General features: G+C 72.3%; 21 protein-coding genes. 2 read left to right on the top strand and 19 right to left on the bottom strand.

Annotated elements, in window-relative coordinates; all coding sequences use genetic code 11:
• Position 1: 1 nt before the first annotated feature.
• The 12 genes from GA0070619_RS00600 to GA0070619_RS00545 all read right to left on the bottom strand — a co-directional run bounded on the left by GA0070619_RS00600 (position 2) and on the right by GA0070619_RS00545 (position 10,562).
• Positions 2–562: a hypothetical protein gene (locus GA0070619_RS00600; protein WP_414855649.1), complete on the bottom strand. Its 561-nt coding sequence runs from the start codon at positions 560–562 to the stop codon at positions 2–4.
• 103 nt (positions 563–665) lie between these two features.
• A complete protein-coding gene (locus GA0070619_RS00595; protein ID WP_088946246.1) occupies positions 666–2,108 on the bottom strand; it encodes a DUF58 domain-containing protein in 1,443 nt (480 codons plus the stop codon).
• Complete coding sequence (locus GA0070619_RS00590) at positions 2,108–3,115, bottom strand: AAA family ATPase (RefSeq protein WP_088946245.1); 1,008 nt, start codon at positions 3,113–3,115, stop codon at positions 2,108–2,110. Before GA0070619_RS00590 ends, GA0070619_RS00595 begins: the two co-directional genes overlap by 1 nt.
• Positions 3,115–3,699 (bottom strand): hypothetical protein, encoded by a 585-nt coding sequence (locus tag GA0070619_RS00585; protein ID WP_088946244.1) that lies wholly within the window; start codon positions 3,697–3,699, stop codon positions 3,115–3,117. Before GA0070619_RS00585 ends, GA0070619_RS00590 begins: the two co-directional genes overlap by 1 nt.
• 57 nt (positions 3,700–3,756) lie before the next feature.
• On the bottom strand, positions 3,757–4,542 hold the full coding sequence (locus tag GA0070619_RS00580) for a DUF4129 domain-containing protein (RefSeq protein WP_088946243.1): 786 nt from the start codon (positions 4,540–4,542) through the stop codon (positions 3,757–3,759).
• Between the two features lie 19 nt (positions 4,543–4,561).
• The gene (locus tag GA0070619_RS00575; RefSeq protein ID WP_414855620.1) at positions 4,562–5,302 is read right to left on the bottom strand and encodes a uracil-DNA glycosylase; all 741 of its coding nucleotides are present in this window, start codon (positions 5,300–5,302) and stop codon (positions 4,562–4,564) included.
• Positions 5,295–5,981 (bottom strand): dienelactone hydrolase family protein, encoded by a 687-nt coding sequence (locus GA0070619_RS00570; RefSeq protein WP_088946241.1) that lies wholly within the window; start codon positions 5,979–5,981, stop codon positions 5,295–5,297. The genes GA0070619_RS00575 and GA0070619_RS00570 overlap by 8 nt, the downstream gene beginning before the upstream one ends.
• Positions 5,982–6,180: 199 nt before the next feature.
• Positions 6,181–6,909 carry an LppU/SCO3897 family protein gene (locus GA0070619_RS33725; protein WP_269458545.1) on the bottom strand — a complete coding sequence of 243 codons (729 nt, stop codon included), beginning with the start codon at positions 6,907–6,909 and terminating at the stop codon, positions 6,181–6,183.
• 130 nt (positions 6,910–7,039) lie between these two features.
• Positions 7,040–8,077: an HAAS signaling domain-containing protein gene (locus GA0070619_RS00560; RefSeq protein WP_088946239.1), complete on the bottom strand. Its 1,038-nt coding sequence runs from the start codon at positions 8,075–8,077 to the stop codon at positions 7,040–7,042.
• Entirely contained in the window at positions 8,074–8,406 is a 333-nt protein-coding gene (locus tag GA0070619_RS00555) for a PadR family transcriptional regulator (RefSeq protein ID WP_074316865.1), read from the bottom strand. Before GA0070619_RS00555 ends, GA0070619_RS00560 begins: the two co-directional genes overlap by 4 nt.
• Positions 8,407–8,566: 160 nt before the next feature.
• Positions 8,567–9,499, bottom strand: coding sequence for a Ppx/GppA phosphatase family protein (locus GA0070619_RS00550; RefSeq protein WP_088946238.1), 933 nt, complete (start codon positions 9,497–9,499; stop codon positions 8,567–8,569).
• Between the two features lie 22 nt (positions 9,500–9,521).
• The gene (locus GA0070619_RS00545) at positions 9,522–10,562 is read right to left on the bottom strand and encodes an ArsR/SmtB family transcription factor (protein WP_088946237.1); all 1,041 of its coding nucleotides are present in this window, start codon (positions 10,560–10,562) and stop codon (positions 9,522–9,524) included.
• A gap of 98 nt (positions 10,563–10,660) precedes the next feature.
• Here GA0070619_RS00545 and GA0070619_RS00540 point away from each other — a divergent pair, with 98 nt between their 5' ends.
• A complete protein-coding gene (locus tag GA0070619_RS00540) occupies positions 10,661–11,551 on the top strand; it encodes a CE1 family esterase (protein ID WP_231927216.1) in 891 nt (296 codons plus the stop codon).
• Position 11,552: 1 nt separating this feature from the next.
• Here GA0070619_RS00540 and GA0070619_RS00535 read toward each other — a convergent pair whose 3' ends face one another.
• Genes GA0070619_RS00535 through eno form a run of 4 tightly spaced genes read right to left on the bottom strand, consistent with a single transcriptional unit; the run spans position 11,553 to position 14,626 of the window.
• Entirely contained in the window at positions 11,553–12,089 is a 537-nt protein-coding gene (locus GA0070619_RS00535; RefSeq protein ID WP_088946236.1) for an amino-acid N-acetyltransferase, read from the bottom strand.
• Positions 12,086–12,643: a DUF501 domain-containing protein gene (locus GA0070619_RS00530; protein ID WP_088946235.1), complete on the bottom strand. Its 558-nt coding sequence runs from the start codon at positions 12,641–12,643 to the stop codon at positions 12,086–12,088. The genes GA0070619_RS00535 and GA0070619_RS00530 overlap by 4 nt, the downstream gene beginning before the upstream one ends.
• A 28-nt stretch (positions 12,644–12,671) precedes the next feature.
• Complete coding sequence (locus GA0070619_RS00525; RefSeq protein ID WP_088951463.1) at positions 12,672–13,310, bottom strand: FtsB family cell division protein; 639 nt, start codon at positions 13,308–13,310, stop codon at positions 12,672–12,674.
• A gap of 32 nt (positions 13,311–13,342) precedes the next feature.
• Entirely contained in the window at positions 13,343–14,626 is a 1,284-nt protein-coding gene (gene eno, locus GA0070619_RS00520; RefSeq protein WP_088946234.1) for a phosphopyruvate hydratase, read from the bottom strand.
• A gap of 213 nt (positions 14,627–14,839) precedes the next feature.
• Here eno and GA0070619_RS00515 point away from each other — a divergent pair, with 213 nt between their 5' ends.
• Positions 14,840–15,532, top strand: coding sequence for a hypothetical protein (locus GA0070619_RS00515; protein ID WP_088946233.1), 693 nt, complete (start codon positions 14,840–14,842; stop codon positions 15,530–15,532).
• Between the two features lie 135 nt (positions 15,533–15,667).
• Here the strand turns inward: GA0070619_RS00515 and GA0070619_RS00510 are convergent, their stop codons facing one another.
• The 3 genes from GA0070619_RS00510 to GA0070619_RS00500 all read right to left on the bottom strand — a co-directional run bounded on the left by GA0070619_RS00510 (position 15,668) and on the right by GA0070619_RS00500 (position 19,248).
• Positions 15,668–17,287, bottom strand: coding sequence for a DUF885 domain-containing protein (locus GA0070619_RS00510; protein WP_088951462.1), 1,620 nt, complete (start codon positions 17,285–17,287; stop codon positions 15,668–15,670).
• A gap of 99 nt (positions 17,288–17,386) precedes the next feature.
• A complete protein-coding gene (locus tag GA0070619_RS00505) occupies positions 17,387–18,397 on the bottom strand; it encodes a nucleoside triphosphate pyrophosphohydrolase (protein WP_088946232.1) in 1,011 nt (336 codons plus the stop codon).
• Positions 18,398–18,399: 2 nt separating this feature from the next.
• The gene (locus GA0070619_RS00500; RefSeq protein WP_157743862.1) at positions 18,400–19,248 is read right to left on the bottom strand and encodes a hypothetical protein; all 849 of its coding nucleotides are present in this window, start codon (positions 19,246–19,248) and stop codon (positions 18,400–18,402) included.
• Positions 19,249–19,315 lie beyond the last annotated feature (67 nt).

Below are 19,315 nucleotides of genomic sequence, written 5' to 3'. Positions count from 1 at the left end.
GTCACCGCCGTCGCAGGAGCCAGCCCAGCAACGCTGCCGTACCCACCGCCAGCAGCAGGCCAAGCACCGTGACCCACTGGTATCCGGCCTCCCCACCGGTGTCCCCGGCCTGCAACAACAGCACCCCCAGCACGGCGGTGCCCAACAGGACGGCCGCCGTCCGCAACAACCAACGGGTGATCATCTCTGGGTCCACCACCGCGTCGTAGGGCAACAGCGCGGCCAGCGCGCAGAGGGTGTGCGCCAGATAGAGCAGGGCCGCGAGGACGAGAAGGCGCCAGAGGGCGACCGGGCGGCCGTACCCGTCGGTGGCGACCAACCAGCCACCGATCGTGACCAACGCCGTGAACGTCGCCCAGACCCGGCGCGGGCCGAAAGCCGGCAACAGGGCGGCAACAGTCAGGAACAGGATCGGCCGACCGGACAACACCTCAGCGGGGAAGGCGAGGACGAACCCGGCAAGCACGGTGACGAAGATCGCGGCCCGAACCAGCAGTGGAGCGGCGCTGATCCGGCTGACCGCATTCTGAAAGGACCGGACCCGCCCGGCGACAACGTCGATCATCTGCGCCTCCGCTCGTTCGCGACTGCGGGGCTCGCAAGCTCGCTCACCGCGCCCCTCCGTCCGTTCGCGACTGCGGGGCTCGCAAGCTCACTCCTCGCGCTCACCGGCCACCCACCCTTGGGGCCGTCGCCAGCCGGGCCACGTCCCGCAGCACCTGGTCCAGGCTGCCGGCGCCGGCCCAGCGCACCACGGGGACGCCGTGCTCCCGGAGCTGCCCGATCATGATCTCCCGGTCCAGACGCCACAGCCGGTACGCCACCTCGGCCCAGCCCCGGTCCTTCGGTGACGACAGGTCGGTCGGCAACGTGTCGACAGCCACCACGAACCGGCCGGCCCGAGTCAGCCGGGCGAGCATCTGCGCCGACCGTTCGTCCAGCAGCGGGGTGAGCACCACCACCAACGCGTCCGAGGAGAGCAGTTGCGGGCCGAACACCTGGTCGTACGGCTCATGGGAGGACGACGTCACGCGTACGTCGAGCAGCCACTCCAGGACGGTCAGGTACTGCCGTCGCCCGGCCGCCGGTCGCAGCCGACGGGCTGACGGGCCGTACTCCAGCAGGGAGACCCTGTCGCCACGGTGCAGGTAGTGCTCGGCGATCGCGGCGGTGGCCCGGACGGTGGTGTCCAGCACCGAGGCGGCGCCGTCCACCCCACCGGAACGGCCGGCCTCGGCCAGCACGTCGAGCAGCACCACCACCTCCGCGTCACGGTCGGAGAGGGTGGCCGCCACGTGCAACTGCCGGGCCCGTAACGACACCCGCCAGTCGATACGGCGCAGCCGGTCCCCGGGACCGAATCTGCGTACGCCCGCCAGCTCGCCACCCTCACCGGGCCGCCGTGAGTGGTGCGCCCCGACCAGGCCGGCGGCGCGGGGCATCGCCTCCACCGCCTCGAACGGTTCGGTACGCGGGTACACCCGCACGCGGACCGGCTCGATGATCACCGCGCGGGAGACCAGCAGCCCGCCCGCCGTCGCGACCCGGGCACCGGCCGGGCCGACCGGATGCCGGCCCCACCGCAGCGCACGGCCGACCAGTTCCAGGTCCACCGCCGACCCGGTGGGCACCGACGTCACGAACGGCCGATCGGCGGCGGAACGACTCGCGCCGCTGGCCGGACCCTGGCTGCCGGTCGGCGTCGTCGCTGCGGGTGGCGCGTCGGCGGCGGCTCCGTCCCGGGCGAAACCGGCCCGGAAGATCCGCAGCCACGGCGACACGCGGGTACGCAGCACGACCAGGTCGTAGTCGACAGTGTCCGGGTTGCCGACGCTCACCGCCGCCGTCACGTCGCCACCCTCGACCAGCGGCCCGTCGTCGCCCGGGGTGATCCACACCTGCGGCAGCGCCGTGGGGCGTCGGCGCAGCGCGTACGCGGTGCCCAGCGCGAACGGGGCAGCCAGCACGATCAGGTCGACCCGCCCCAGCAGCACCCCCGCCACCAGCAGCAGACCGGCGAGCAGGACCGCCCGGCCGAGCGCCGGGGTGGGTGCCCAGCCGGCAGCCGGTTCCGGCTCGGTGGATCTCGGCACGGTCGGTCCGGTCATCAGTTCCGGGGCCCGCCGGCGGCGTAGCTGGGCAGGGCGCCGCTGGCCGGGGCGGGAGTCGCTTCCAGCACCTCGCCGACCACGAACGCCGGGTCGACCCGGCGCAACCACATCTCCGGGCGCAGGGTGATCCGGTGGGCCAGGGCAGGTGCCGCGACATCCTTGACGTCCTCCGGCACCACGTAGTCGCGTCCGCCGAACACCGCGCGCACCCGGGCCAGCAGCAGCAGCGCCAACGATCCGCGAGGCGAAGCGCCGACCAGCACCGACGGGTGCTCCCGGGTCGCCGCGGTGAGGGACACGATGTAGTGGCCGATGGAGTCCTCCACCACCACGTCCTCCAGGGCGGCCTGCATGGCCCGCAGCGTTGCCGCGTCGACGACCGCCTTGATGTCCGCCTCCTCGCGGCGACGGCTCATCCGACGGCGCAGCACCTCCCACTCCTCTTCGTGCTGCGGGTAACCGAAGGAGACCCGCAGCAGGAACCGGTCGAGCTGGGCCTCGGGCAGCGGGTACGTGCCCTCGTACTCGATCGGGTTGGCAGTGGCCAGCACGTGGAACGGTTCGTCCAGCTTGTAGGTCACACCCTCCACCGAGACCTGCTTCTCCTGCATCGCCTCCAGCAGCGCGGACTGCGTCTTCGGCGGCGTCCGGTTGATCTCGTCGGCGAGGAGCAGGTTGGTGAAGACCGGGCCGGCCCGGAAGGTGAAGTCCCCGTTGCGCTGGTCGTACAGGAACGAGCCGGTGACGTCGGCGGGCAGCAGGTCGGGGGTGAACTGCAACCGGCGGAAGTCCAACCCGAGCGCCTGGGCGAACGAGCGCGCGGTCAGCGTCTTGCCCAGCCCCGGCAGGTCTTCCAGGAGCACGTGCCCGCCCGCGAGGATGCCGGCGAGGACCAGCTCCAACGCGTCCCGCTTACCGACCACGACGGTGCCGACCGCGTCCAGGACCGCCCGAGCCAGATGGCCGACCTCGGCGGGGGCAATGGTCCGGTCCACGTCGTTCATCAGATCTTCTCCAGTTCGGCGACGATCACCGCGAGGTCGCGCGGCGACGGGGTGCGGCGAGGCGGGGTCTCCAGGAACGTCCAGAGCCGGTCGCCCAGCAGGGCGCGGGCGCGGGCCGGATCCGACTCGCGGGTGACGCCGTGCTTCAGGCGCATCCGCTCGTCGGCCAGTTCACCGATGCGGGGCAGGACCACCCCGCTGAAACGTTCGGGTCGGGTGTTGGACCAGTCCAACGGCCATTCCCAGCGATTGATCGCGCCGCGCAGCGCGTCCCGGGCACCCCAGTTGTAACTGCCGTCCTCCTCACCCGACACGTTCCGGGAACCGGCTGGCGGCGGGGGTGGCGGCGCGAGCAGGGCGGTGACCCGGCGGACGGCCAGCACGGCCAGCACCCCGGCGATCAGCACGGGCAGCGAGACCTGGAGGCCGACAGCGCGCAGGCCGACGAGCAGCACCGCGACCACCGCGGCGGCCCACGCGAGCGAGCGCAGCACCGGGCGGATCCGGGAACGGCGCGCCTGGGGGCCCGCCGGCGCCGCCTCCTCCTCGAACGCGAGCAGGTCGTCGATGCTGGTGCTACTCATGCGCTGCACCTCTGGTTCGCGACTGCGGGGCTCGCAGACCCGGCTCACTCCTCGCGCTCACGGGGTCACCACCGCGGTGAGTTCGCCGCGCAGTCGGCGCAGCGCGGCGCGCGCCTGGTCGCGGGTGCGTTCGTCGACCGGGCGGGTCGCGTACCGGGCCTCCCGGTAGACGTGTGCGAACTCGTTCAGCACATCGGTGCTGACGATCGCCGGCACGCCGGCCGCCGGGTCACCGTGCAGCAGCCGGCTGACCAGGTCGGTGGGGGTGTCCCCGGCGAGCCGTGGCACACCGGCCGCAGCGGCGGTCTCCTCCAGGCGTACCCAGCAGGCGATCACCGCCACCCGGGGGTCGGTGTCCCGGTCGTCGAGTTCCACCAGGCCGGCGTCGAGGGCCGCGACCACCTCCCGGGCGGTGCCCTCGGCGCTACGCCGGGCCCGCTGCGTGGGCAGATTCCGGGTGGTGCGGCGCAACGCACCCCGGATCAGGATCCAGGTCAGGTAACCGAGGGCGGCGAAGATGGCGAGCCCGAGCAGGACCATCGCCACGGTGGCGATCCACTGCGGTATGTGCGCCTGGGTGGCCTCACCGGCGTCGCGCGGCTCGACCGGAATCGACGGCGGCGGCTCGGCGGTCGGGTACTCGGGCACCCAGGGGACGTTCTCCGCGGCTGGCGGGATCCGACTGGCCCCGATCGACGAGTTGGCGGACGCCAGCGCCGCACCGACGAGCAACGCGGCGACCGCGCCGACCGGCCACCACCGGCGAAGCAACCCGAGGGCCGGGCGCAACACCCCCTGCTCGGCGGCAGGGGACGGCGTGGGCGGGCGTGTTCCGTCTGTCATCGCCACCGCCCCACGCGTCTCAGTCCACCCCGGCCAGCTGTTTAGCCTGGCCGAAGACATCGTCCAGCATCTCTGGTGTAAGCCGCCCGGTGAAGGTGTTCTGCTGGCTGACGTGGTAGCAGCCCAACAGGTCCGGCGCGTCCGTGCCGGACCAGTGTGCCCCATGACCGAACGCCGGTCGCGGGCTGGGCGGGCGCAGCGCGTACACCTGACGGAGCACCGGCCACCACGCGGCCCAGGCGAACGCGCCGAGCGCGATCACGACGCGCAGCGTGGGACGGATGAGCGTGACCTCCCGGTGCAGCCAGGGTGCGCACGTGTCCCGCTCCTGCGGCGTCGGCTTGTTGTCCGGCGGCGCACATCGGACGGCCGAGAAGATCCGGATGTCCCGCAGGGCGAGCCCGTCGGCGGCGGCGACGCTGGTCGGCTGGTTGGCCAGCCCGGCCCGGTGCAGCGCGGCGAACAGCACGTCGCCGGACCGGTCACCGGTGAAGATCCGGCCGGTGCGGTTGCCGCCGTGCGCGGCGGGCGCCAGCCCGAGGATGGCGATCCGCGCGTCGGCGGTGCCGAAACCCGGCACCGGCCGGCCCCAGTATTCCTGGTCGCGGAAGGCGGCCCGGCGGGTGCGGGCCACCTCCTCCCGCCACCGGACCAGCCGGGGGCAGGCAAAACAGTCGCTGACACCCGCGTCGAGGTCCGCCAGGTCGGGCGCCCGCGCTGCGCGGGCGACCACCTCCTCGGGGGTACGCGACTCAGCCAAGCTTGGCCCGGAAGAGTTCCAGGGTGCGAGCCCAGGCGCTGGACGCGGCGCGCTGGTCGAACGCCTCCGGCCGGTCGTCGTTGAAGAAGGCGTGCGAGGTGCCCGGGTAGTCGTAGAGGTGGCAGTCACCGCCGGCCTCCTCGATGGCCCGACGGGCGGTCTGTAAGCCCTCGGCGGCCGAGGTGCCGTCCTCTTCGGAGCAGTGGATGACCGCGGCCTTGCCGGCATAGTCGGCCCAGTCGGGGCGCATCGACTCCCACGGCAGCACGGGATAGAAGCCGGCGGTCGCGACGATCCGCTCGGAGATGGTGGCTGACCAGAGGGCGAGGCTGCCACCGGCGCAGAAGCCCACGGCACCGACCTTACCGGTCACCTCCGGACGCCCCGCGAGATAGTCGGCCGCACCGGCGATGTCCTTCGCCGCCTCGTCCATCCGCATCGCCATCAGCAACCGCTGCGCCTCGTCCGGCTCGCTGGTCGTCTCACCGTGGTAGAAGTCGGGCGCGAGGGCGACGAAACCAGCCTCGGCGAACCGGTCCGCCACCGACCGGATGTGCGGGACGAGGCCCCACCACTCCTGGATGACGATGACGGCAGGGCTGGCCATGCCGCTGGCGGGTATCGCGAGATACCCCTCGCTCATGCCCCCGTTGCTGCGGTAGCTCACCATTTCGCCCATGGGCCGTCCTCCTAGCGGTCAGTCATCGTTGGCTGGTCGCCCAGTGGTCCTACGTGCCGGTAGCCTGCCACGCCACGCGGCCGTCCGGAAGACGCCGGAACAGTGGCATTCACCTCCTGTTCGCCGGCCGGTGACTGCGGGTACGCCGACGGCGGCGGGGTCTGCTCCCGCCGCCGTCGATGCTGGCCTGGCGCGCCGGTCAGGCCTTCTTGGTCAGACAGAGCACGTAGCCCGACTTGCCCGGCTCGACGCTGGAGAAGATGTAGCCCTCTTCGTCGTTCTGGAAGAACGAGTCGCAGGCGGTGCCGGCCTTGGCCTGCGCCTCGCTCTGGTCGTTCACCCGACCAACCACGGTGTACGCCGCGTCGGTCGAGGTGCACTCGACGACCTTGGCGCCGTCGACCTTCTCCTGCCCGGTCCCCGTGACCTCCGGCAGCTCGGCGATGCAGTCGCCGGCCTTGGCGTCGGCGGTCTCGTCCTTGTTGAAGTAGCCGCCGATCGCCGAGGCGAGGCCGAACTTCAGACCGGCGACGACGACGATCGCGAGGATCGCGCCGACGATGCCCAGAGCCTTCTTCGTACCGGACTTCTTCGCCTCCGGCTCGGCCGTCGCCGTGGCGGTCGCGGGCGGCACGGCCGCATCCGACGTGGCCGCCTGCGGGTCGGCCGCACCCGGCTTGGCGGCCTGCGGGTCCGCCGCCTCCGGCTTGGCGGCCTGAGGGTCCGCCGCCTCCGGCTTGGCCACCTGCGGGTCCGCCGCCTCCGGCTTGGCGGCCTGCGGGTCGGCCGTTCCCGGCTTCGCCTCCGGCGGCTCGGCCGCATCTGACGTGGCCGCCTGCGGCTGGGCCGGCGTCGGCTGCGGCGTCTCGACGGCCGGCTGGGGTGCTGCGGCGTCGGGCGCGGAGGGCGGTGCGACCTGGTCTGGCACGGGGGGTCCTTCCGAGGGGTTGATGAGCAGACGACACCGTAACGATCATTGATTTACGGTGCCGTCCCGCTCGCCTCGTCCGTTCAGTTATTTCCCAGCTTCAGCAGCATGATCCACTTCACACCGCGACTCAGCTCGTCGGAGTTGGAGCCGGTGCGTCGCTCGGCGTCACGGTGCTGCCGGCCGTGGGCTGGCCGGTGGGCGTCCCGGTCGCCGTCGGCGTCCCGGTCGGACCGGGTGTGGTGCTCGGGTCCGGCGTGCCGCTCGGGTCCGGCGTGGTCGCGGGCGGCGTGGGAGCGAGGGGCGCGCCCGGGGCCCGGGGCCCGAACGGCGCCTGCTCCGGGCAGTACGGGTACGGCCGCAGCAGCGGGTTGCCGTACTCGTCGATGCGGCCACCGCAGTCCGGGTAGCCCAGCCGGATCGGGTTGCCGTTCTGGTCGAAGAGCCGGGCGTTCTCCACCAGCCGGCCCTCGCTGTCGTAGACGAAGACGTCCCGGATCTGGCCGTACTGGCTGTCGACCGAGGTCTGGTCGTAGTAGTAGTCACGGCCGAGCCGGTCCTCGGTGTTGACCAGTGCGGCCAACGCGAAGACCACCAGCACCGCGCTGCCCACCTGCACCGCCGAACGTGGCCAGCGGGTCAGCCGGGCGGACTGGCGGCCAATCCAGATGGAGGCGAGCACGAAGCCGACCAGCATGATCAGGCCGGCGAGCAGCTCTCCACCGAACCGGGGCAACAGGTTGTAATAGTTGCCGCCGGTGGAGATGACCGTGACCAGCATCGCCGCCAGGTAGCCGCGCAGCACCCACCAGCCCGGGCGCAACAACCGGAGGAAGTCGCTCGCCGTCTCGTATCCCAACGGTGGGCCCAGTCGGGTGTCGACAGTGCGCAGGCGGCTGCGGACCCCGACCAGCGCGGCGGCGACCCGCTGGTCGAGATTGCGCCCACCGCCCCCGGCGGCGGCGCCGGCCGCGGCGCGCAGCTCGGCTGCGTACGTCTCGGGCTCGCCCAGCCGCTCGACGAGAGTGCCCTCGGCCTCGGCCGCGACCTCGGTGAGGTGGTCGGCGAGATCCTCGGTCAGCTCGTCGCGTTGGGTGCTTGGCAGGTCGGCCAGAGCGGCCCGGACCCGCGCCACGTAGTCGGTGATCTCCTGCTCCGTGACGGTCATGCCGCCATCCCCCGATCGTCGAGCAGACTGTCCATGGTGGTGGCGAACGAGCGCCAGAGCTTGCCGGAGCGGGTCAACTGGTCACGCCCCGCGGCGTTGAGTGAGTAGTACTTGCGGTGCGGCCCGGATTCGCTCGGCACGACGTACGTGGTGAGCAGGCCGGCGGCGAAGAGGCGGCGCAGCGTCCCGTAGACCGAGGCGTCGCCGACCTCCTCCAGGCCGGCCTCGCGCAACCGGCGCAGGATGTCGTAACCGTAGCCGTCCTCCTCTCGGAGCACGGCCAGGACGGCCAGATCGAGCACGCCCTTCAGCAACTGTGTGGTGTCCACGCATTGCAGACTAGTGCGCAATGCGCAGTAGCGTCAACGATTCCGCCCCGACACGCAGGCGAGGGGGCACGGCCCTACCGAAACCTTGATCGACTCGACTTTCTGGAAATCGGGGTATCCGCCCTGCTGGGACACCGCGACTTTCAGGAAACCGAGTCGATCAGGTGGCCAGGCTCCAGGCGATGCCGTCGAGGATGTCGTGCTCGGAGGCGACCACCGACGGCATCCCGGCCCGCTCCATGATCACGCGAAGCACCAGCGCGCCGGCGCCGATCACGTCGGCCCGGCCCGGGTGCATCACCGGGTTCGCCAACCGCTGCTCACGGGTCTGACTCAGCAGGTCCGCTGTCACCTGGGCGACCGCCTCGTACGACACCCGGGCGTGGTGGATGCGCTCCGGGTCGTACTCCCGCAGGCCCTGCGCGAGGGCGACGACTGTGGTGACCGACCCGGCGAGACCGACCAGGGTTGCCGCCTCGCGGCCGGGCACCACGGCGAGCGCCCGGTCGACGGCGGCCGCGATGTCGGCCTGCGCGGCGGCGACCTGCTCGGGCGTCGGCGGGTCACCGGGCAGGTGTCGCTCGGTCATCCGGACGCAGCCGATGTCCACCGAGATGGCCGCGCGCACGCCGGCGGCCCGGTCACCTACCACGAACTCGGTGGAGCCTCCGCCGATGTCGACGACCAGGAACGGCGCCTTCGCGTCGGCCGGGAGCCCGCGCACCGCGCCGGTGAACGACAGTCGGGCCTCCTCGTCGCCGGTGACCACCTCGGGCTCGACGCCGAGGGTGCGCTGCACCATCGCGGTGAAGTCGGCGGCGTTGGCGGCGTCGCGGGAGGCGGAGGTGGCACACATGCGGACCCGCTCGGCGCCAAACTTCTCGATGTCGGCGGCGTACGACGCGAGCGCCACCCGGGTCCGTTCGATCGCCTCCGGTGCCAGCCGACCGGTGCGGTCCACACCCTGGCCGAGCCGGACGATCTCCATCCGGCGGGTCAGGTCGACCAGCGGCGCCTGCGGCCCGGCCGACTCCCCGGGCAGGTCGGCGACCAGCAGTCGGATCGAGTTGGTCCCGCAGTCGATGGCCGCCACTCGCGTCGTCACGGCAGCAACCTTACGGCAGGGCGGGCGGCCACCCGGCTGCCTGGGCGGCCGACGGACCCGCCTCGAACGAGTCGCCCGGCAGGCCCCGCAGCAGGTTCGCGCCGAGCGCCGTCAGGTGGTGTCGCACGGACCCGCCGTCCCGCTCGCTGGCCACCAGGCCGGTGGCCCGCAGCGCGGTGGCGTGCTCCGAGGCCGAGGAGAGGCTGATCCCGACGGCCCGCGCCAGCACCGTGGTGGTCATCCCGCCGTCGGCCGCGAGTTGGCGCAGGACCAGCGCCCGGGTGGCGCCGAGCAACCGGCCGAGGGGATCGCCCTCGGCGGTGGCCGCGCGCGGAGGCATCAGCGCCGGGTAGACGAGCAGGATCGGGCGATCCGGCTCGACCAGCACCCGGGGCCGGGGGCCGGCCAGCGGGGAGGGCAGCAGGATGAGCCCGTGGCCGGTGCCGGGCAGTTCGCCGTCCCACCACGTCCGCACCTCCAGCACCGGCTCCCGCCACCGGATGGCCGGGTGCAGGCCCGCGAAGAGGCTGGCCAGGCCGTGCTGCGCCAGCCGTTGACTGGCGCAGGTCACCTGCTGGCGGTACGCGGACACCAGATCGAGCCAGTGCGGCGCGAGGACGGCGTCGAACCAGGTGCGGACGGCCCCGCCGAACAGGTCGAGCATCTCCGGGTCGGCTGCGGCGAACCGCCGCCGCAGCGGGGTGGCGGCCACGTCCGCGTACGCCGCGCCGACCTCGGCGCGTACCCGTCGTGCCGGGGTCGCCTGAATCGCCTCCAGACCGGCGGCGACCGACTCCACACCGGCGAAGGGGGTGACGAAGTCCGGCAGGCGCCCCCGTGCCGGCAGCAGGTGCCGCAGAACCGCGGTGGCGGCCTGGGCGGCTCCTGTGCTCTCCAGCGCTGCCGCCCGCTCGGCCAGCGTCGGCGCCATCGCCGCCACCGTCGGATCCCGCAGCCACTGGCCGGCCAGCAGCGCGGTGCCAACCGGGTGCAGCCGGGCACCGAACCGCACCCGGCAGAGATCCGCCGGCCCGAGATGGAGGCGAAGCATGAGAAACAGCCTGCCGTCCTTCGCCCAGGACCGAAAGGGTTGATCCACAATCCGACGCCCTCCAGGGTGGACGGCGGGGTCGACGGGGGGTGGCCGGCGTGCGGCGGACGGTGGCAGTGTTGACGGGGCTCTGCCTCATGGTCGTGGCCGCAGCTTGTGGTGAGCGGGGGCAACCCTCGTCGGCCCCGACCGCCGCTCCCTCCGCGTCGACCGAACGCCCGGCGGCGGGCGACCACGAGCTCACCCTGACGCACAACGGAGTCGAGCGCACCTATCTGCTGCACGCACCGCCCGGCTACGACCCGGGCAGGCCGTCCGCGCTGGTCATCGCGCTGCACTTCTATCCCGGGACCGGCTCTGCGATGCGGGAGCTGGCGGGCCTGGAGGCCAAGGCTGACAAGGACAACGTGCTGGTCGCGTACCCCGACGGCGTGGGCGGAGGCTTCAACGCGCTGGTCTGCTGCGGCAGCCAGGACGACGTCGGGTTCCTCACCGCTCTCACCGGTCACCTGGTGCAGACCTGGCACGCGGACCCGAACCAGGTCTTCCTCACCGGCATCTCCAACGGCGGCGACATGAGCTTCCGGGCGGCGGTGGAGAGCACCGGCACGTACGCCGCGATCGGGGTGGTCAGCGGCGGTTACAGCGGGAAGCTGACCACGGCCGACAGCTACGTGCCGAAGAGCCCCGTTTCCGTGATCACCTTCATCGGCGGCCAGGACCGGTACGCGTCGACCTTCCAGACCGGCATGCAGACCTGGCAGCAGCGGCTCTCCTGCCGGCCGAGCCCGAAGGCGGCCGGGGTGCCGGGTGTGACGCACACGGTGGCGAGCTGCGCGGACGGCAGCGAGGTCAGCGTCTACACCCTGCCCGAGATGGGCCACAGTTGGCCGGGGGCGACAGCCGGTCAGCTCGCCGCGTCCTCCGCCGGGCTGTCGGCCACCGACCTGATGTGGGAGTTCTTCGCGACGCACCCCCGCAAGGCCTGACCTACAGGCGCAGCAGCATCCGGGTGTTGCCCAGCGTGTTCGGCTTGACCCGCTCCAGGTCCAGGAACTGCGCGACACCCTCGTCGTACGAGCGCAGCAACTGCTCGTACACCTGGCGAGGCACCGGTGCGCCGTCGATCTCCTGGAAGCCGAACGCGCCGAAGAACCGCGTCTCGAAGGTGAGCGCGAAGATCCGGGCCACGCCCAGCTCCCGGGCCGCGTCGATCAGCTCCCCCACCAGCCGGTGCCCGATCCGCTGGCCCCGGCAGGACGGGTCCACAGCGACCGTGCGGATCTCGGCCAGGTCCTCCCACATCACGTGCAGCGCGCCGCAGCCCACCACGACGCCGTCGTCGGCGCGGACCGCCACCCGGAACTCCTGCACGTCCTCATACAGGGTGACGGTGGCCTTGCTCAGCAGCCGACGGTCGTCGGTGTAGGTGTCCACCAGCCGCCGGATGCCCCGTACGTCCCCGGTGCGGGCCCGCCGCACCACGATCTGACTCTCGGACGCCGAGGACTCGGCCGGCGCGTTCATTCGCCCGCCGGGACGTCCACGCACGGACCGGCCGACCACCACGGCTCGACCAGCGCCAACGTCTCGTCGCCGAACGGGTTCACGCCCGGGCCGGCGCCCAGGGCGTGCCCCAGGTGCACGTGCAGGCACTTCACCCGGCCCGGCATCCCGCCGGCCGAGATTCCGGCGATCTCCGGCACCTCACCGACCGCCTCCCGGCGGGCGAGGTAGTCCTCGTGCGCGGCACGGTAGTGCGCGGCCAGCTCCGGGTCCGTCGTCAGCCGGTCCGCCATCTCCTTCATCAGCCCCGCCGACTCCAGCCGGCTGCACGCCGCGGTGGCCCGGGGGCAGGTCAGGTAGAAAAGCGTCGGAAACGGGGTGCCGTCGGCGAGGCGGGGGGTCGTCTCCACCACGTCCGGGAGGCCGCACGGGCATCGGTGGGCGACCGCCCGGGTGCCCCGGGGCGTCCGGCCGAGCTGCGCGGCCACCGCGGCCAGGTCGGCCTCCGTGGCCGGCTCCCGCTGCGGCAGAGGTACGGAATCCGCCGCCGGCTCCGACGGTGGTACGACAGTCACGGTCTCTCCTGGTGCGTCGATCGGTGGATCACTTGCCCGGCTGCTGGCTGTCGGCTGCCTGCACGCTCGACCAGAGCGTGTCGTACCAGGTCGACGGCTCCGCCGGGGCGGCCGAACCCGCCGACTTCCCGGCGTCCCGGGCGGCGCCCTCCGGGTCGTGCAGCACCACCATCATCTTCTCGCCCGGCTCGCCCATGAAGAACCGCTCCCGAGCCTGCGTCTTGATGTACGCCGGGTCGTTCCAGTTGGCAGCCTCGGCCTCGAGTTTGGCGATCTCCGCCGCCTGCACCGCCTGGGCCGCCTCCATCCGCTCGATGTCGGCCTGCTGGTCCAGGTAGACCCGGACCGGGTACGTGTAGGCCAGCGCGAGCGCGATCAGGACCGCGAACAGCACTGTGGCCCGGCCGGTGAAGCGACGGGGGTGGGGCGCGGCGAGCCGCTTCACGCCTGCGCCGGCGGCGGTACGCCGAGCGGCGGCCGGACGATTCGCCGAGCGAACGCCCTCGGCGCCCCGGGCAGCACCCGGCGCCCGACCAGCGGCGCGGGGGTCGGCGCGTACGCCGGCCTCCCGGACCGATCCCCGCGTGGCGCGGCCACCACCCGGCCGACCGGACTGACCCGGTCGGCGGGCGGGACGCTGACCACCCGGTGTGCGGCGCTGCTGCATCGTCACACCCCTCCCCCGAGGCTTCGCGCGTCTCAGGCCGAACGGTAGCGCGGGAACGCGCCGGCACCGGCGTAGCGCGCCGCGTCGGCCAGCTCCTCCTCGATCCGGAGCAGCTGGTTGTACTTCGCGACGCGGTCCGAGCGGGCCGGCGCGCCGGTCTTGATCTGGCCGCAGCCGGTGGCCACCGCCAGGTCGGCGATGGTGGTGTCCTCGGTCTCGCCGGAACGGTGGCTCATCATGCACTTGAAGCCGGCCCGGTGGGCCAGGTCCACCGCGTCCAGCGTCTCGGTCAGCGAGCCGATCTGGTTGACCTTGACCAGGACCGCGTTCGCCGACTTCTCCGCGATGCCGCGGGCAATGCGCTGCGGGTTGGTCACGAACAGGTCGTCGCCGACGATCTGCACCCGGTCGCCGATCGAGGCGGTCAGCGTCTGCCAGCCGCTCCAGTCGTCCTCGGCCAGCGGGTCCTCGATCGACACGATCGGGTAGTCACCGGCCAGCTTGGTGTAGTAGTTGCTCATCTCCTCGGCGGACTTCGCGGAACCCTCGAAGGTGTAGGTGCCGTTGTCGAAGAACTCCGTGGCTGCCACGTCGAGCGCGAACACGATGTCGGTGCCCAGCCGGTAACCGGCCTTCTCGACCGCCTCGGCGATCAGGTCCAGGGCCGCCGCGTTGGTCGGCAGGTTCGGGGCGAAGCCGCCCTCGTCGCCGAGCCCGGTGGACAGGCCCTTCTTCTTCAGCACCGACTTGAGGGCGTGGTAGACCTCCGCGCCGGAGCGCAGCGCCTCACGGAAGGTGGGGGCGCCGATCGGGGCGACCATGAATTCCTGGATGTCGACGTTCGAGTCGGCGTGCGCGCCACCGTTGAGGATGTTCATCATCGGCACCGGCAGGAGGTGCGCGTTCGGGCCGCCCAGGTAACGGAAGAGGCTCAGCTCGGCGCTGCCGGCAGCGGCCTTCGCCACCGCGAGGGAAACCCCGAGGATGGCGTTCGCGCCCAGCTCCGACTTGCTGTCGGTGCCGTCGATGTCGAGCATCTTCTGGTCGATGAGCCGCTGCTCGCTGGCCTCGTACCCGATGATCTGGTCGACGATCTTGTCCTCGACGTTGGAGACCGCCTTCTCCACGCCCTTGCCCTGGTAGCGGTCGGCGTCACCGTCGCGCAGCTCGATCGCCTCGAAGGCGCCGGTGGAGGCGCCGGAGGGCACGGCCGCGCGGGCCACCGTGCCGTCGTCCAGGCCGACCTCGACCTCGACCGTCGGGTTGCCCCGCGAGTCGAGAATCTCCCGGGCGACGATTCCCTCGATGGTTGCCACTGAGTCGCTCCTCGTTGTTGTGATCCGGTCCGTGGGTGGGCCGCGACGGTGCGGCTGAGGCAGGTGTTGAACGCAGCGTATCGGGCGGCGCGAACGGGCACGGCGTCGCCCGCGCACCCGAGTCGGCCCGCACTGACGGACATTCCCGGATTTCCGGGCGTCAACCGGCAACGGGTTTGCGCTGCGCGGACCGGATCCACCAGGCTGGTCGCCATGCCCGCCGCCTCGACCACCCTCCGCATGCTCGCCGTGTCGGTCATCGCGTCGCTCACGGTCACCGGCTGTCAGACATTCGAGGACGCCGGAGTCGCCATGAGTCGCTCGGAACTCGTCAACGACCTCGCCGCCCGCCTCGACCGCGCGCTGGAGTTGACCTACTCGGCCGACTACCAGTTGCCCGGCGGCCAGAGCGCCGCGATCGTGCAGGCGCAGGACCCGGCCCGCTCCGCGTACACCTACCCCGGAGGTCGACTGACCGTCACCCCCGAGGCCGTCACCCGGTGTACGACGACCGGCACCCGCCCGCAGTGCACGCTCGTCGCCCCGCCCACCCCGGGTGGCAAACCCACAGTGACCCTCTTCGGTGAGGCCAACCAGCAGGGTCTGGTCACGCCGCCGGTGGTGATCGGGCTGCTGACCGCCGCCGCGCTCGACCCGCAGGCGGTCATCAAGCAGAGCGACACCACCGTCGCAGGGCACCACGCCGCCTGCGTCGAGGTGCAGGACTCGTCCGGCGACTTCACCGCCTGCGTGACCACCGAGGGCGTGCTGGGCAGCTTCACCGGACCGGTCGACGGCAAGCCGATGGAGCTGGCGCTGAGCCGCTACTCCGCGACCGTGGACAAGGACGCGTTCGACCCGCCGGCCGGCGCCGGCGTCGTGGACCGCCGCCCAGGCGGATCGTGACCGCGGTCCGCAGCTCTCAAGATCCGCACAAGTTCGGGGAAGTTGCTGCCTCCGGGACGCTGGAGGCAGCAACATCCGAGAAGTTGTGCGGATCTTGAGGCGGGACGCGGTGACCGGCGCGGGCGCCGGTGTTGCTCAGACCCCGAGCAGGGTGCGCAGGTGGCGCGGGGGCGGGCAGTCGTGGGCGAGCATCGCGTCGTGCCAGTCGCGCACCGACACGCCGTCCGGGCGGGCGGCGGCGATCTCGGCCATCTCGCTGTACCCGACGAAGTAGGTGGAGAGCTGGGTGGAGGTGAGCAACGACCGGCGCCACTTGCCGGCCGCCTCGCCCTCCTCCTGGAAGCCGCGCCCGGTCATCAACGCCATCGCCTCGGCCTCTGGCAGGTCGTCGGCGTGCACCAACTGGTCGAGCAGGGCGTTGATGGTCATCCGGAGCTGCATCTTGAGCTGCTGCAACCGCACCGGCAGACCGCCGTAGCCGAGGCCGGTCATCAGCTCCTCGGTGTAGACCGCCCAGCCCTCGATGAACGGGCCGGACTCGGCCAGCGCCCGGACCCGGGTGCCACCGACGTAGCGGCGGGCGTGGGCGAGCTGGAGGAAGTGCCCCGGCATCGCCTCGTGCACGGTCAGGTTGCGGATCATGTGGTCGTTGTACTCGCGGTAGAACGACTCCACCCGCTGCGCCGGCCAGTCCGACGGGGTGGGCGCGATGCAGTAGAAGGTGGGCACCGCCGCGGTCTCCAACGGGCCGGGCGCGTCGCAGTAGGCCACCGCGACACCCCGGGCGAACTCCGGCATCTCCTGGATCACGCACCGGTCGTCGACCAGGGTGACCAGGTCGTGCGCGCGGACGAAGTCGGTCGCCTCGTCCAGGGTCACCCCCGCCAGGTCGACGATCGTCGCGTCGTCCGGGTGCTCGGCGGCGAGCACGTCCAGCGCCCGGCGGACGGACGCGTCGTCGGCCGGGCCGCCGACCAGCTCGACGGCCGCCTCGCGGATCTCCGCGGTGACCCGGTCCAGGTTGGCCCAGGCGCGGCGCTGGATCTCGGCGGCGCCCAGCTCGGTGTCGAGGGTGTGCCAGAGCCGGGCCTCCCAGCGGCGGCGGCCCAGCCGCGGGTCCCGCCCCGGGCCGGCGTCGGCGGCCAGGCCGGCGCGCAGCCACGCGACGAACTCCTCCAGCGCGGCGATCGCCGCCGTGGCCGCCGGCTCGACCCGGTCGAGGGCGCTCGGGGCCTGGGCGAGCAGCGGCGGCAGCTCGTCGCGGATCAGCGCGGCCGTGCCGGCGAACTGGCCGACCGCCGTCTCCGCGTGGATCCGCGGCATGTCCCGCAGCGTCGCACGGGCGGTGGCGAGGGCGTCCGGTACGGCGGCGAGCCGGCCGGCCAGCTGGGTCAGCCGCACCTCCGCCGGGGCGTACGGGCGGGCCAGCAGCGGGTGCAGGAGCGCGCCGGGATTGTGGCGCAGCGGATCCCACTCGTGCGACCGGATCTCGGTCAGCTCGAACAGCTCCCGGTCCACGAATGAGCTGAGCAGCGCGTGGTCGACCTGCTCTTCCACGTCGAGCGAGTCCGGGTCCAGTTCGGACAGGGCGTTGGCCGCGTCGGAGAGCATCGCCCGGTCGGCGGCCAGCGCGTCGACGGACAGGTCCGGCAGCCGGTCGTCGAACCGGTGGTCCCCGGCAGCGGTGGCAACCCCCGGCCGTGACTCCAGCAGTGCCTCGACAACCCGCTCAGCTAGTACCCCAAACGCCTCCACCCGGCCCACCCTACCGACCGGCCCACCCACTGCCACCTGTTACGTCGATCATGAAGTTATTGCCGTCGACCTCGGCGTGTCGTGGCAACAACTTCATGATCAACGCGGATCTGGGGGCTCGGGGGTGGGGGTTTCGGCGGGTGGGCTTTCGGCGGTTCGGATGGCCTCCGCGTAGGCCAGGGTGGCGCGGCGCAGGGCCGCCTCCGGGTCGATGCCCGCCTCGCGGGCCGCCGCTACCGTGGCCAGGAGGCTCGCGCCCAACCTTGCTTCGGCGTCCACCTGGGTGGCGGCCAACGGCGGTGGGACCTCGATGCCCCTACGGGCGGCGCGCTTCAGGATCTGTGCGGCCAGGGCCAGGGCGGGCTGGCTCAGGGCCACGCCGTCCAGCACCGAGTCGCGTGCCTTCTCAGCACGCTTGATCCGCTCCCAGTTCTCGGTGATGTCCTCCAGAGTGCCCGCCTCGGCACCCGCGAAGACGTGCGGATTGCGCCGGATCATCTTGTCGACCAGGCCACCGGCCACGTCGTCGATGGTCCACCGCTCGTCCTCGGGCAACTCCTCGGCGAGCCGCGCGTGCAGCACCACCTGCAACAGGACGTCACCCAACTCCTCGCGGAGCGCGTCGGTGTCGTCGGCGCTGATCGCGTCGTACGCCTCGTAGCTCTCCTCCAGCAGATAACCGGCGAGGCTGCGGTGCGTCTGCGCGCGTTTCCACGGGTCGCCGCCCGGGGAGGCCAGCCGGTCCATCACGGCCACCGCGTCGAGCAGTCGGGCGCCCGGCGGATCCCACGAGCCGTACATCAGCTCCATCTCGGCCAACCCCGGCTGCCGGGCCAACCGCAGACCCAACTCACGGGCCAGCGCCTCGTCGCCCGCCGGACCGGCCAACCACACCACAGTGCCGTGCGTGGCCACCGCATCCAGCAACGGCTGCGTCGCCGGCCCGTCCACCACTGTGACCTCGGCGCCCGCCTGGCGCACGGCCGTGACCAGCTCGGTCTCCGCGCCGGTCAACACCGGGTGCTGGCGTACGACATCCCAGGCCGCGGAGGTCAGCAGGCCGGCGGGCAACCGGGGTGAGGTGACCAGGAGGACGATCCGTGCCGTCATGCTCAGCTGGCCGTGCCCTCGCCGCTCGGGGGCGTGGCCGCGTCGCTCGGGGCTGTTGCGTCGTCGCTCGGGTTGGCGCCCGACGGAAGCGGATCCGGGGTGGAGATGTCGGTGACGGTGCCCGACTTCTCCAGGTAGGGAAGGCTGTACCTGCCGAAGCCCCCGTTCGGCACCTGGAGCAGGGCCGGAATCTCCAGCGCGGAGTAGCGCGGGTTGAGCGAGACGTCCTCCCGCTCCACCTCTGCCTCGAACGCCGCGCTGAGGGCCACCACCGCGGCCACCTGCGGGGCGATGGCCGGATCGGCGAACGCCGAACGCTGCTGCTCGACCGTCCAGCCGGCCGGGGCCACCTCGCCCTCCACCATCTTGGCGTAGACGACCGACCGCAGCTCGTCGGTCAGCTCGGCCGGCGGCAGACCCGCCTGGAGGGCGAGGAAGAGGTTGTACCAGTCAGCGGCGAGCTTCGCGTACTCGGAGCCAGGAGCTCCGAAACTCTTGCCCAACTCGTCGGCTTTGAGCTGGTCCTGGACCGGGATCTTCTTCTCCGCGACGATCCGCTTGGCCAGGTCGATGCCGACGAGCAGGTTGAGCATGTCCTGTGGGGTCGCGTCGATCCGGAGCATCTCCGGCGAGGGAGACGCGGACGGCCCGTTCTGCTGCTGGAACGCCGCCCGGGCGGTCGTCTCGTACTTCGCCTGGGCCTCGGCGTGGATCTCGTCGACCCGTTGCACCGAATAGGTGGTGTCACCGACGTACGCGGCGACCCCCGGTGCGGACTTACCGCAGGCAGCGAGGGAGAGGACACCCAGGGCCGCGACGCTGGCGGCGGCGATCACACGGCGAGCACGCATGCCCGTCACTCTCTCATGCCCTCTCCCGTGCTGTGACGGCCCCCACCTCACCGAGCTTCCAGTTCAC

The sequence above is a fragment of the Micromonospora zamorensis genome (assembly GCF_900090275.1).
Lineage (GTDB): Bacteria > Actinomycetota > Actinomycetes > Mycobacteriales > Micromonosporaceae > Micromonospora > Micromonospora zamorensis.
The sequence above is the reverse complement of the archived record's forward strand: the minus strand, read 5'-3'. Positions and strand labels throughout refer to the sequence as shown.

What these genes read in the sequence shown, in the direction of transcription:
- GA0070619_RS00580 (WP_088946243.1), bottom strand. Translation starts at nt 4,542, where the DNA reads ATGACAGACGGAACACGCCCGCCCACGCCGTCCCCTGCCGCCGAGCAG.
- GA0070619_RS00570 (WP_088946241.1), bottom strand. Translation starts at nt 5,981, where the DNA reads ATGGGCGAAATGGTGAGCTACCGCAGCAACGGGGGCATGAGCGAGGGG.
- GA0070619_RS00585 (WP_088946244.1), bottom strand. Translation starts at nt 3,699, where the DNA reads ATGAGTAGCACCAGCATCGACGACCTGCTCGCGTTCGAGGAGGAGGCG.
- GA0070619_RS00515 (WP_088946233.1), top strand. Translation starts at nt 14,840, where the DNA reads ATGCCCGCCGCCTCGACCACCCTCCGCATGCTCGCCGTGTCGGTCATC.
- GA0070619_RS00545 (WP_088946237.1), bottom strand. Translation starts at nt 10,562, where the DNA reads ATGCTTCGCCTCCATCTCGGGCCGGCGGATCTCTGCCGGGTGCGGTTC.
- GA0070619_RS00560 (WP_088946239.1), bottom strand. Translation starts at nt 8,077, where the DNA reads ATGACCGTCACGGAGCAGGAGATCACCGACTACGTGGCGCGGGTCCGG.
- GA0070619_RS00500 (WP_157743862.1), bottom strand. Translation starts at nt 19,248, where the DNA reads ATGCGTGCTCGCCGTGTGATCGCCGCCGCCAGCGTCGCGGCCCTGGGT.
- GA0070619_RS00505 (WP_088946232.1), bottom strand. Translation starts at nt 18,397, where the DNA reads ATGACGGCACGGATCGTCCTCCTGGTCACCTCACCCCGGTTGCCCGCC.
- GA0070619_RS00590 (WP_088946245.1), bottom strand. Translation starts at nt 3,115, where the DNA reads ATGAACGACGTGGACCGGACCATTGCCCCCGCCGAGGTCGGCCATCTG.
- GA0070619_RS00535 (WP_088946236.1), bottom strand. Translation starts at nt 12,089, where the DNA reads ATGAACGCGCCGGCCGAGTCCTCGGCGTCCGAGAGTCAGATCGTGGTG.
- GA0070619_RS00525 (WP_088951463.1), bottom strand. Translation starts at nt 13,310, where the DNA reads ATGCAGCAGCGCCGCACACCGGGTGGTCAGCGTCCCGCCCGCCGACCG.
- GA0070619_RS00595 (WP_088946246.1), bottom strand. Translation starts at nt 2,108, where the DNA reads ATGACCGGACCGACCGTGCCGAGATCCACCGAGCCGGAACCGGCTGCC.